We start from the raw sequence: 12269 nt of genomic DNA, 5'->3' as shown, positions 1-12269 counted from the left end.
GCGGGGCACCAGCCAGCGCGGCGGTCGAACCGGTGAGCCTTGGTGCCCGGTGGCGGTGCCCTCAACGTCCTGGAGAACGTCCGATGACGTGAGGCGAAGCCCGCGTCCAGGGCGCTTCACGCGACCCAGGAGGGGTTCATGACAGACACAGACGGCAGCGCAAGGTTGAGGAAGAGGTGGTGCGGGCCCCTGCTCGCCCTGCTCCTGGGAGCGACACCCCTGCTCGCGGGCGCGCAGCAGGCACAGCAAGCCCCCGCCGAGCGCGCCGGATCCGAAACCCAGGTCGACCCGCGGGCCCAACGCACCCTGCGCCAGATGAGCGACTTCCTGGCCGCGCAGCGTGAGTTCTCCGTGCGCACCGAGGGGACGCTCGATGAAGTGCTCGACTCGGGGCAGAAGATCCAGTTGCAGCGCGCGGGCGACGTGAGCCTTCAGCGGCCCAACCGGCTCCGCGTGGACCGCGCCGGAGACCTGGCCAAGCTCCACCTCTTCTACGACGGCCAGCGGCTCACCGTTCATGGTGAGAACGCCAACGCCTATGCGACGACGCCGGCCCCCCCCACCCTGGATGCCACGTTGGACATGGCTTCCCAGCGGCTCGGCCTGGATGCGCCCGGCGGGGACCTGCTCGTCAGCAATCCCTACGCCGCCCTCACCGAGGACGTGAGCTCCGGGAAGTACCTGGGCCGCTCCATGGTGAACGGCGTGCCCGCGCACCATCTGGCGTTCCGCAACCGGGACGGCGTGGACTGGGAGTTGTGGGTCGAGGACGGCCCGCAGCCCCTGCCGCTCAAGTACGTCATCACCTCCCGGGACCTGCCGGGCGCACCGCAGTACTCGGTGACCCTGTCCGAGTGGAACCTGTCGCCCCGGCTCAGCCCGAACCAGTTCCAGTTCACGCCCCCACGCGATGCCGTGCGCGTGTCGTTCCTCGCGCCGGACTCGCAGGGCGGAGCGCAGCAAGGAGGCTCGAAATGATCACGCACTCGCGCAAGTCCCGCCAGCGGGCGGCGGTGATGCTGCTGGGGCTCTTCTTCGCGGGAGAGATGCTCCCGGAGGTGGCCCTGGCCCAGTACTACGGCACGTCGCGCCGGGTGGCGCGGCGCACCTCGCGGCGCACGGCCGCACGTCAGGACGCCTACTACGGCAACAACACGACCGTGGTGGCGGTGCCGACGGGCGCGCACACCGTCACGGCGCTCCCCGCGGGCTGCGCGGCCACGACGGTGGGCGGCGTCGCCTACCAGCAGTGCGGCGGCGTCCGCTACCGCCCCTACTACCAGGGGGACACGCTCGTGTACGTCGCCGAGTAGTCCCTGGCGCTCCGGCGGTGACGTCCTCCCCCGCCGCCGGAGCGCCCGTTCTGGCTAGGACAGGAGCTCCACGTACCCGTCCGTCCCATGCACGCGGATCCGCTGCCCGTCGCGGATCCGCCGGGTGGCCTGCTCCACGCCCACGACCGCCGGCAAGCCATACTCCCGTGCGATCACCGCGCCGTGGGTCATCTGGCCTCCGACCTCCGTCACCAGTCCCTTGAGGGACACGAACAAGGGCGTCCAGCTCGGATCCGTGAAGCGGGTGACCAGGATGTCACCCGGTTCGAGCCGGGCCTCCGCCATGTCCAGGATGACGCGGGCCCGCCCCTCGACGCTCCCCGAGGAGACCGCCAGGCCGACCAGCGCGCCGGCCGGCAGATCGTCGCGCCGGTATGCGCCGTTGATGACCTCTCCCTCCGACGTGATCACCCGGGGCGGCGTGAGCGCTTGATGCGCCCTGAACGCTTCCTTGCGCTGGCGGATGAGCAGGTCATCCGCGTGGTTCGTGCGCACGACGTCGTGGAGCTCCTGGAGCGTGAGGTAGAAGATGTCTTCCTTCTCCCGGAGCACGTGGGCCTTCACCAGGCGCCCGGCTTCTTCCAGCAGGGCCTGCTTGTAGACGAAGTACCGGTTGACGATGCCGTACTTGGGAAACTCCCGGTACCCCATGAAGGTCCGGACCCGGTCGATCATCCGCTTCGTCTCCGCGGCCTTCCCCTCCCCGTCCGGCAAGGCCCGCAGGCGCTCCAGCACCTCCTCCTCCTTCTTCCTGGCCTCCTGACGCCCCTGCTCGAAGCGCCGCGCTCCGGCGCCCGGCTCGAAGTTCTGGATGTTGCCGAGGAGGATGGGCACGAGCGTGGTGGGCCGCTCGCTCCAACGCGGCTTCGTGATGTCGATCTCACCGGCGCAGCGCATGCCGTACTTGTCGAGATAGGCGCGGATGGCGTCGCGCGCCTCGCGCCCTCCCGGGAGCGTGGCCATTTCCTCCAGGAAGCCCTCGTCCTCGACGTGCCGCAGGAAGGCCACCACCTCCGGATGCGGGCGGATCACGTCCGCGACCTCCAGGAGCGCCAGCCCCATCTCCGACGTGACGTTGTGGGGGACGGACTGCGTGAGCGTGTCGGCGGCGTTCTTCTCGCCCAGCCACGTCTGGAGCTGCTCGTTGAGCCACCAGGTGGCCTCCACCCCGGCCATGATCGCCTGATGGCTTCGCGGCTCGAGCATGAGCCGCTTCAGCTCCTGGATGTCCGCCAGGATGAAGTCGATCAGCGCCGCCCCGGACTTCTTCTGGATGTCGCGCTTCAAGGCGGCGATGGAGGCCTGGGTGCGGCCAATCAGCTCGTCGACGATGGCGGGGTCGGTTTCAATGGGGGCGGGTGGGCCGCCAGCGGGAGGCCCGCCAGGGCTCGCGTCCGGGAGCGGCCGGGTGACGTCGCTGCGTCCGATGAGGGTCTGAAGCGCGTCCCGGATCAGCGGGTCGGATTTCCCCAGGCCCTCCAGGAGCGCCGTGCGGCCCGCGGGCGAAGCCAGGGCCTGGCTGATGTCGATGAACAGCCTCCCGCCTGCCTCGAACATCGGCCGCATGGCCGTGAGCTGGAACAGGGAGAGCCCCAGGGGCTTCATGGCGTCGGTCATCATCTGCTGATGACCGACGGACACGTAGACGTGGTGCTCCCGGTCGCCGGCCTGGGGGATGGGGAACAGCGTGGTGATGGGCCGGCTCTGGACGAAGAAGAACGCGTCGTCGACGAGGCACCATTCGATGTCCTGGGGACCTCCGAAGTGCGCTTCGATTCTCCGGCCCAGTTGTTCGAGCCGCACGACCTGGGCATCCGTCAGCGCGGGCTGCCGCTGCCGCTCTGGCTCGATCGCCTGTTCGCGCGTGCCGCCTTCCGGCAAGGCGTGGATGGCGCGCTGCTTGGTGGCGATGGTCCGGGCGATGACCTCGCCGTCCCGCACCTTGTAGGAGTCCGCGTTCACCAGGCCGGAGACCAGGGCCTCGCCGAGGCCGAAGCTGGCCTCCACGGAGGCGACCTTGCGGTTGGAGGTGAGGGGGTCGGCCGTGAACAGGATGCCGGCCGCCTGCGGGAAGACCATCTGTTGCACGACCACCGCCATGCGGACCTTGCGGTGGTCGAAGCCGTTGCGCAGGCGGTAGCTCACGGCCCGCTCGGTGAAGAGCGAGGCCCAGCACCGGCGGACGTGCTGGAGGATCGACGCCGGCCCCACGACGTTCAGGTACGTGTCCTGCTGGCCCGCGAAGGAGGCCGTGGGCAGGTCCTCCGCCGTCGCGCTCGAACGGACGGCGTAGGCGGCATGCTCGCCGAGCCGGGCGTGCGCGTGGGTGATCGCCAAAGCCAGCTCGTCAGGGATGGCGGTCCCTTCGAGGGTCCGGCGGAGCTCCGCGCTGAGCGCGCGGAGCGGCTCCCGGTCGTCTGGCTTCAGGCGCGATAACTGGATGAGCTGGTCGTTGACCGACGGCGCTTCCGCCATGACCCGCTGGAAGGCGTCCGTCGTGACACAGAAGCCATCCGGCACGCGGATGCCGTCGAGCTTCGAGAGTGCCCCCAGATGCGCGCCCTTGCCGCCAACGACCGCGACCTGCGACGGGTCAATCTCCTGGAGACCCAAGACGTAGCAGCGCATGCGTTCCCCTCCCTTACGCGAAAGGGCTGCACTGTACTCCTTTGAAGTCCCCTGGAGGCCCGAGCGGCGGCGTGAAATCCTCTGCCGAACGCCGCTGAGGTCGGAATGTGGGAGGCAGGAGCGATGGGGTTTGGAAATCGGTCAGCGCTGGGCGCGGCATTCATCGTGCTCCTGGGCGCGAGCGTCCCGGCGGGCAGCGCCGAGCTCGCGGCGCAGGGGGGCCTCGAGCTCAAGCGCTTCAAGGCAAGCGAGACGACCGGGGCGATGTATGTCCTGCGCGCGACGGGCTGCCGCAAGGCGGGCGACACCTGCCAGCTCGAAATCGAGCTGAGCGAAGGGTCAGGCGGGAAACGAAAGGCGAAGCTGCCCGAAGGAATGGCACACGGGCTCCAGAAGGCCGCGTCTCCCGCAAGCTGGACCTCTGGCGAGGAGGAGCAGAACGTCACGACCTCCGTCCAGCCGGTCCGGCTGACGGCCGGGGAATGGGGGCTCCTCGTCACCCAGGAGGGCGGGTTCGAGCATGTCCATCGCCGGCACCGCCTCTACGCGGTCAAGGACGGCGGGGTGGCGGAGGCCTGGAACGGGGATGAGAACTTCGCGGGGCCGGAGAGTTCCCACGTCGGCCCGTACCCGCTGACGCCAGGCTCACCGGTCGAGGGCTTCTTCAGGGAGTATGTCTTTCTTTCCGCGGAGCCCGACCAGTGGAAGCTCGACGCCTACCGTTGGGATGCCGCCGGACACAAAGTCGTGAAGGAACTCCAGCGCCGGCCCGAGCGCTACGCGGCCATCATCGGAAGCTTCAAGACGGTCGAGGAGGCAATCGCCTCCCGCGACAATGCGCAGTTGGATCAAGCCTGCACGAACAGCTTCCTGGTGCTCCCGACCACGCCGCACAAGCGGCTGACGCCAGGGCTCTTCATCGTGACGAGCATCCACGCGGACAAGAAGTCAGCCGAGGCCGCGCTGAAGAAGGTGGGCGCCTGCAATCCGAAAGTCTCTGGTTACGTCAAGGCGCTCTGAAACGACCCATCGGCGGTCCAGCCTCACCCAACGCTCCAGGGCAGTGCGCGACAAGACTCGACCGCTCTCCCGGGTTCTTCGTTCGCATTGAGGCGCCTTCGTAAAGTTGAAGCTCACACACGCCGCGACTTCAGGTCAGGGGGTGGAGATGGGCCAACCCACAGGAAGCTTTGGGGCCTCCGAGGATTTGCTGCAATTGGGATCCACGGGGTCTGCGGTCGCCGACCTCCAGAACCACCTCCGGCTGGCTGGACTCTATCGAAGACCCATCGACGGCTGCTTTGGGGCAGACACAGACTACGCCGTCAGGCAATTCCAGTTCGCCAGGAAGCTGAGCGCGGACGGAGTCGTGGGCCCCGCGACCTGGGCGGCCCTGAAGAGCCGCACCGTTCCTGCCTCGGCGGTTGGCGGCGCCAACAGCCCGAAGGGCTTTCCGTTCGAGATGGGGAGAGGAGTCTACAGCTTCGGCCGGGTGTCCAACGGTGACGGCGTGAATCTACGAGCGCAGCCTCACCTTTCCGGCACGTTCAAGAAGAAACTCCCATTCAACACCCACGTCTTCGTAAGCCGTGAGCTCTCAGGTGATTGGTATTTCGTGACGCTCACGGATGGAAACTCCGGCTTCGTCTACAAGAAATATATCAGCATCACCCCATCCGACCCCGGAGCAGTTCTTCATAGAATCAAGAAGAACGAAGGCGCGCTGGCAATCGTCAAGCAGCATTACAAGGGGTCCGCCATCAAGTGGGGCCAGGACGAGCGCTATTACGCCAATGTCCTTGTCGAGGCGAACCGGGGTTCCGGCCTCCGCGGTATCTACAAGCCGACCGAGGACGCAACCTGGGACAAAACCCAGACGCGTGAAGACTACCTCATCTGGATTCCGAGCGTGGCGTTCGCCAAGACCCTGCGCGGAAAGGTGGGCTCAGGCTCCATCACCTATGACCTGTGGCAGGAAGCAAAGGCGCTTGCCACGAATGTAGGGAACGCCTACCTGGGGAATCTGGCCTTCTCCGCGGGTCTGATTCACGGCGCGCTCGAATCCGTCTGGGATCTGCTGACAGGACTCATTGACCTGCTCGAGTTGGCGTGGAAGCTCATCTACAGCGTGCTGAGCGGTGAGATCCTATCGGACTTGAAGGGTCTATGGGATCTGGCGGCCTCGCTGGACCTGAAGACGCTGACCGAGGCGGGAATCAAGGCCCTCGCCAGCCGCTGGAACGCTCCAAATCTCCTTCACCGCGAGCACTTCCGTGGCTGGTTGATCGGGTACGTCATCGTCGAAATTGTGATGGCGGTGGCCTCTGGGGGAGCCACCATCGTGAAGTGGGCTGGCAAGGCCGGAAAGCTTGGCAAACTCCTCGCGAAGTTCCCCAGGCTCGTGAAGGTCGCGGAGAAGGCGAAAGGCCTCACGAAGCCTCTGGAGGAGGCCATCCAGAAGGCAAAGAAGTCAGGGGTCCGCTCCGCGGTGAAGGCCCAGGGAAAAGCGAGAGGCTTCTGGTCGCGCCTTCAGCCCGCGAAGCTGGCTCAGGCCAGGACACGACGAGCATTACTGCGCAAGAAGCTGAAAGACACCCGTGTCCAACTGAAGCATGCCCGCACCCAGGAGCATCTGGCGCGCAAGCAAGCGCGTATCTCCAAACTGACGCAAGCCAACCCCGTCGACATGCGCCGCGTGAGCAGGCTTCGGAAGTTCCCGAGGCTCATGAGCAAGCGCCTGAAGCACATCATCCACGGTGACAGTACGGGCGGCGGACACGGACCGTTATCGCCGCAATCCGGCAAGAGCAAGTTCAACGCATCTGTCGACATCCCTGAAATCATCACCGACGCAGCCCGCACGGGAACCATTGGCCCCAACTACAAACGGGGCACGCAAGTCCGTCTTGATGGTTCGTTTCGCGTGGAGAAGACGTATCCACACCCCGTGGGATTCACCCCCAAGGGACAACCGGTTCACTCCATTCGGGTCGCCATCGACGATGACGGCGCTATAATCACGGCCTTCCCTGTTCCTCCGTGAGGACACCATGTGGATGAAGTGCGTCTTGTCTGATGAGGAACTCAAGCGGAGCACCTCGTCCGAAGCGGATGACTTGCTGGTGGGATACCATCTCTTCCGCACGGCCGTTTTCTTCGGGACGGATTCCCAACCCAAGGCGTTTGGGGATGTGCAGGCCGCGGAGTCGGGTGACTTCAGCAAGGCCTTGTTCATCGTGCCAGGAGTAGACTTCGCGCTGGCATGGTCGAGTGTCTTTCCCTGGCTCGAGTCCTCCGAGAAGAAGTGGGTCTATGAGCATCCAGACGATGCCGCGCGGCTCGTGCTGGAGAAGGTCGGCAGCGAACGGGTTCGTCTCTACCTGGACTGGGAGCCTGCGGAGTTCGTTGAAGTGGGTGAGACCGAGCTGGGAGAGGTGAGCCTCGAGGTGGTGGACGAGCTGGTCATCAAGTTGGTGGACCACCTCCCCCGATGTCCCGCCAAGGACGTGGCAGAGAGCCTGGAGAGCCTGGAAGAGACCTACTCGGAGCTGGAGTAGCGCGAGGAGCCGGCCTCATCCGTCTCACAGATGGGGGAACCGACCGACGGTGCTCCCTCCCAGCAACACGGGGAGCTTCAAGCTGAGGACGACCGCCCCTTCCACGCCATACCGGGGCCGGTGGTCCTCCGTCGCGAAGAGCGGGATGCCCAGACGCAGGCCCACCGAGCCGTAGATGAACGAGAAGTAGGGCGCGACATGGAGCCCCGTCGTGGCCACGTGCGCCCGGGTCTCTGTTTCGTGCATCAGGCCCAGCTCCAGCCCCAGCAGCGTGAAGTTGCCCTGGATGCCCGCGCTCAGCCGGGTGTGCGCATCCTCCATCCGCTGCGCCTGGCCAAACACCCCCAGGGCATGGATGTCGTTCGCGATGTTGAGGGACGCCTCCAGGCCCACCCCCGTCCCCCGCGCCGAGCTGCTGAACAGGGGGCCCACCATGAGCCAGGTTTCGTCCCGGGGCAGCGAGGGCAGTTCAGCGCGGGCCAACGGCGCGGTCAGGACACAGAGCAGGAGCAGGAGTCGGCTGGACATGCCACGAAGGGTTAGCAACCGGCATGCCCTGGGCCGCCTCCTCCGAGCACCCGCCGGCGCCGTGTGCAGCGGGCTGCACGGTGTGCACCGGCTGGCACGCCCTCCCTTAAGTCGCGCCCGGCTTCAGCGCGGACGCGGCGCGCAGCAGGCCCGCTCCGCTCACGATGAGGATGCCGGTGAGCACCAGCACCGCGCCCACGGCGAAGGAGAGGTCCGCGTGTTCATTCAGCACGAGGATGCCCGCGCTGACGCCGAACAGCGGCGTCATGAACGAGAACACCGACAGGTTGGAGGCGAGGTAGCGGCGCAGCAGCCAGAACCACGCGAGGTAGCTGGCGAAGCAGACGATGACGCCCTGGAAGAGCAGGCTCGCCCAGGCCACGGGGGCCATCGTGATGGGACCCGCCTGCCCCGTGAGCAGGGCCACGGGGAGCAGCAGCGCGACGCCGCCCACCAGTTGATACAGCAGCGTCTGCGTGGGCGGAGCGTCGGACAGCGACGAGACGCGAATCACCACCGTGGTGGCCCCCCAGGCCAGGCCCGCGAGCAGCCCCATCGCATCCCCCCGGAGCACGCCCGGGCCGAGGCCGCCTCTCAGCCAGCCGCCCCCAAAGGCCAGCGCGATGCCCGCGAAGGCCACGGCGATCCCCAGCCACTGCGTCCGCTTCAGCCGCTCGGAGGGCACGAGCCAGTGCAGGCCCAGCGCCGAGAACACGGGCGCGGTGTAGAGGAAGACGCCCATGTGCGAGGCGTGCGTGTGCCGCAGCCCCTCCCCCACGAAGAGGAACTCCAGGGAGAAGAGCACGCCCACGAGCAGGCCGGGGCGCCACGGCCCACGGCGCAGCAGCCCCCGCTCGCCCCGCAGCCAGCACAACAGACTCACGAGCAGCGCGGCCACCCCCGAGCGCAGCGCCATCTGCATCAGGTTCGGGACGTGGGGAGCGGCCAGCTTCACGGCCACCTGCTGCATGCCCCAGATGGCGCACAGCACGACCATGGTCGCGAACGCGAAGCCATCCGCGGGTTTCCGGTGAGAGCTCATGACTTCATCCTGCGGCTGACGGGGCGGATGGATATAGCGAGATTCCGACAACCCATCCCGAGAAGCCGCCATGGCGAAGCAACTGCCAGTTCCCTTCACCTCAAAGCTTCCACACCCCGTGTATTTCCGCTCGGCGAGCCTGCCCGCGGCGGCGGCCTATCCGCGTCACCGCCATCCCTGGGGTGAGTTCGTCTACGCCTTCAGCGGGGTGATGGAGCTCAAGCTGGCGGGCAGCCACTACCTCGCGCCCCCGCAGTACGGCATCTGGCTGCCGCCCGACCTGGAGCACCGGGGCATGAACCGCTTCGAGGCGACCCACTGCTCGCTCTACCTGGACCCCGCGTGGTGCCGGGGGCTGCCCAGGACGGCGTGCGCCATGGCGGTCAGCCCGCTGATGAAGTCCCTGATGGAACACCTGCGCGCCCACGAACTGGCGCAGCCACGCACCAGCGCCGAGCGCAGGTTGTTCCGGGTGCTCATCGACCAGTTGGCGCTGGCGCCCTCCCATGGGAGCTACCTGCCCATGTCCGATGATCCGCTCCTGCGGCCGGTCCTCACGGCGCTGGAGCAACACCCGGAGGATGAGCGCTCCCTGGCGGAATGGGCCAGGGAGCTGCACACCACCGAGCGCACGCTGGAGCGGCGCTGCCAGCAGCGCCTGGGCCTGTCGTTCAGCGAATGGCGCCAGCGGCTGCGCGTGGTGAAGGCGCTGGCGATGCTGGAGCAGGGACACGCGGTGGAGGCCATCGCGCTCGACCTGGGCTACAGCAGCGCCTCCGCCTTCATCGCGATGTTCCGGCGGATGACGGGCACCACGCCGGACAAGGTCCGCGGCCACGGCTTCGTGGCGTCGTGACGGGCCTCCCCGCGCTCAGGGCGTGTACAGCTCCGCCGTTGACAGGTAACCCCTGATGCCCCCCCACCCTCCCGCGATGAGGACCTGCCCGTTGGGCAGCAGCGTCGCCGTGTGGTCCGAGCGGGGTTCAACCATGGCGCCGGCGGGGCTCCAGGTGCTCGTGGCCGGGTCGTACAATTGCGGCATCTCGTTTGACGCGACGAGCACCCGGCCATCGGGCAGCAGCGTCGCCGTGTGGAGGACGCGGGCTTCGAGCATGGGTGCGATGGGGCTCCAGATGCCCGAGGCCGGGTCGTACAGCTCCGCCGTCGCGAGCGGGGAGTTCAGTTCGTCCTGCCCTCCCGTGACGAGCACCCGGCCATCGGGCAGCAGCGTCGCCGTGTGGAAGGTGCGAGCGCTGGACATGGAGCCGGTACGGCTCCACGTTCCCGTGGCCGGGTCGTACAGCTCCGCCGTCGCGCGAGGCGGAAATCCGAATCCCCCTGCGACGAGCACCTTGCCATCGGACAGCAGCGTCGCCGTGTGAGCCCAACGGCTTTCAGCCATGGAGCCGGTGCGGCTCCAGGTGCCCGTGGCCGGGTCGTACAGCTCCGCCGTCGGAGGCGCGCCGGCGACGGCGCTGCCCCCCGCGACGAGCACCCGGCCATCGGGCAGCAGCGTCGCCGTGTGGCCGGAGCGAGCCTCGGCCATGGTGCCGGTGGGACACCAGGTGCCCGTGGCCGGGTCGTACAGCTCCGCCGTCGCGAGGAAGTCTCTGGAGTTGAGTCCCCCCACGACGAGCACCCGGCCATCGGGCAGCAGCGTCGCCGTGTGCTGCCAACGCCCTTCAGCCATGGTGCCGGTGGGGCTCCAGGTGCCCGTGGCCGGGTCGTACAGCTCCGCCGTCGCGAGGAAGTCGATGTCCGAGCGAAGCCCTCCCACGACGAGCACCTTGCCGTCGGGCAGCAGCGCTGCCTTATGGCCGGAGCGAGCCCCCGCCAAGGAGCCCGTCAGGGCCCACCCTCCCGAACAGGCCGGCAGCCCCGTCACGGTAAAGGTGCGGGTGGTGGTCAGGTGGAAGGCATTGGTGACGGTCACGGTGATGGACGGAGGCGCGCTGCCACAAGCGGGGGCCGTCCAGGTGATGCGGCTGCGGGTGGCATCGCTGACCGGCGGGGCCAGCGAGCCGGCAGTGGCCCCCCAGGAGAAGCTGAGCGCGGAGCCTTCCGGGTCGCTGGCCACCACCTCGTAGGTGAGCTCCTGGCCCGGCGAGGCGGTGTCCGAGGAGCGGTAGGAGCGGATGATGACAGGGGCGAAGTGGTTGGCCGGGGGCGTGTCGCTGACGCACAGCGCGACGGTGCCGGTGCTCTGTCCGCCGCGCCCATCGGAGACCGCGACGGTCAAACGGCAGTTGTTGCAGGCCCCCGCGGGCAGGGCCGAAGGCGTGAACCGAGCAGAAGGGGAAGAAGCCTGGGCCCAGGTCCCGGCACAGGATGCGCTCCAGGCATAGGAGAGGCTGTCACCGTCCGGGTCCGAAGCCGAGGCGGAGATAGAGGTCGTCTGCCCGATGGCCAGGTTCGTGGGCATGGCGCCAATGGTGGCCACCACGGGGAAGCGGTTGAAGGAGATGGACAGGTTCGCCTCTCCCTCGCCGTCGGCGGTGACGTTGACCGCCAGCGCCACGCTGGAGGCCAGTCCGCGCGAGTCCGTCACGGTCAGGGTCAGGGTTTGAATGCCCGTGGAGCCAGGCGCGGTCCACGAAGTCGCGGCAGCCGAGGGAGCGGAGAAGGCGCCCCCGGTCGCACTCCAGGCGTAGGAGACGGTATCGCCCGGATTGGGATCATGCGCGGTGGCGGTCAGGGAGATGGAGCCTCCCGCAGCCACGGAAGTGGAGGAGGCCACCAGGGAGTCGATGAGGGGCGCCTCGTTGTCGAAGGGAGGCGGAGGGTCGAGCTGCTGAAGGGTGATGGCGACCAGGGTGCTCTGGTTGGCGGTGATGGTGACTCCCGTGGCGGCCCCTTCGAAGCGCAGGGTGCCGGAGGAGTCGAAGGCCTGGGCCAGGAAGGAGCGCTCGGAGCCCGCGGGGATGTTGCCAATGCTGCCGCCCCACACGCCGTCGGTCGCGGCCAGCTCCACGGTCACCGCGGGGATGTCCGCGGCGCTCGAGGTGACCCGGACGCGAGCCACGTCGGGGGCGAGAGCCTGGCTGACGGAGACAGCGAACCGGGCCGAGCCCGTATCCTTCGAGGAATCCGAGCAGCCCGCCAGCAGCGACACTGCGAGCACGAACATCAACGGAGTGAATGCTTTCTTCATGAGGCCGCCTCCCGGTTGCCAATCCCTTG

The 12269-nt window shown here is 67.8% G+C and carries 10 protein-coding genes; 6 read left to right on the top strand and 4 right to left on the bottom strand.

Annotated elements, in window-relative coordinates:
• Window positions 1-138 precede the first annotated feature (138 nt).
• A complete protein-coding gene (locus K8612_RS21285) occupies window positions 139-978 on the top strand; it encodes a DUF2092 domain-containing protein (RefSeq protein ID WP_223763631.1) in 840 nt (279 codons plus the stop codon).
• Window positions 975-1313 (top strand): hypothetical protein, encoded by a 339-nt coding sequence (locus K8612_RS21280; RefSeq protein ID WP_223763630.1) that lies wholly within the window; start codon window positions 975-977, stop codon window positions 1311-1313. The genes K8612_RS21285 and K8612_RS21280 overlap by 4 nt, the downstream gene beginning before the upstream one ends.
• A 54-nt stretch (window positions 1314-1367) precedes the next feature.
• Here the strand turns inward: K8612_RS21280 and rph are convergent, their stop codons facing one another.
• Window positions 1368-3962 carry a rifamycin-inactivating phosphotransferase gene (gene rph, locus K8612_RS21275; protein ID WP_223763629.1) on the bottom strand — a complete coding sequence of 865 codons (2595 nt, stop codon included), beginning with the start codon at window positions 3960-3962 and terminating at the stop codon, window positions 1368-1370.
• 123 nt (window positions 3963-4085) lie between these two features.
• Between rph and K8612_RS21270 the strand changes: the two genes are divergently transcribed.
• From K8612_RS21270 to K8612_RS21260, 3 genes are all read left to right on the top strand, one after another.
• Complete coding sequence (locus K8612_RS21270; RefSeq protein ID WP_223763628.1) at window positions 4086-4982, top strand: hypothetical protein; 897 nt, start codon at window positions 4086-4088, stop codon at window positions 4980-4982.
• A 148-nt stretch (window positions 4983-5130) separates the two neighbouring features.
• A complete protein-coding gene (locus K8612_RS21265; protein WP_223763721.1) occupies window positions 5131-7005 on the top strand; it encodes a peptidoglycan-binding protein in 1875 nt (624 codons plus the stop codon).
• Between the two features lie 13 nt (window positions 7006-7018).
• Window positions 7019-7519, top strand: coding sequence for a hypothetical protein (locus K8612_RS21260; RefSeq protein WP_223763627.1), 501 nt, complete (start codon window positions 7019-7021; stop codon window positions 7517-7519).
• Window positions 7520-7543: 24 nt separating this feature from the next.
• Here K8612_RS21260 and K8612_RS21255 read toward each other — a convergent pair whose 3' ends face one another.
• Both K8612_RS21255 and K8612_RS21250 read right to left on the bottom strand, forming a co-directional pair.
• Window positions 7544-8047 (bottom strand): hypothetical protein, encoded by a 504-nt coding sequence (locus K8612_RS21255; protein ID WP_223743526.1) that lies wholly within the window; start codon window positions 8045-8047, stop codon window positions 7544-7546.
• Window positions 8048-8153: 106 nt separating this feature from the next.
• Entirely contained in the window at window positions 8154-9089 is a 936-nt protein-coding gene (locus K8612_RS21250; protein ID WP_223763626.1) for a DMT family transporter, read from the bottom strand.
• Window positions 9090-9207: 118 nt separating this feature from the next.
• Here K8612_RS21250 and K8612_RS21245 point away from each other — a divergent pair, with 118 nt between their 5' ends.
• Window positions 9208-9945, top strand: coding sequence for a helix-turn-helix domain-containing protein (locus K8612_RS21245; RefSeq protein WP_223743524.1), 738 nt, complete (start codon window positions 9208-9210; stop codon window positions 9943-9945).
• A gap of 15 nt (window positions 9946-9960) precedes the next feature.
• Here K8612_RS21245 and K8612_RS21240 read toward each other — a convergent pair whose 3' ends face one another.
• The gene (locus tag K8612_RS21240) at window positions 9961-12240 is read right to left on the bottom strand and encodes a kelch repeat-containing protein (protein ID WP_223763625.1); all 2280 of its coding nucleotides are present in this window, start codon (window positions 12238-12240) and stop codon (window positions 9961-9963) included.
• Window positions 12241-12269 lie beyond the last annotated feature (29 nt).

It is taken from the genome of Corallococcus sp. AS-1-6 (genome assembly GCF_020037015.1).
GTDB lineage: Bacteria > Myxococcota > Myxococcia > Myxococcales > Myxococcaceae > Corallococcus.
This window is presented reverse-complemented; position numbering and strand designations above follow the sequence as displayed.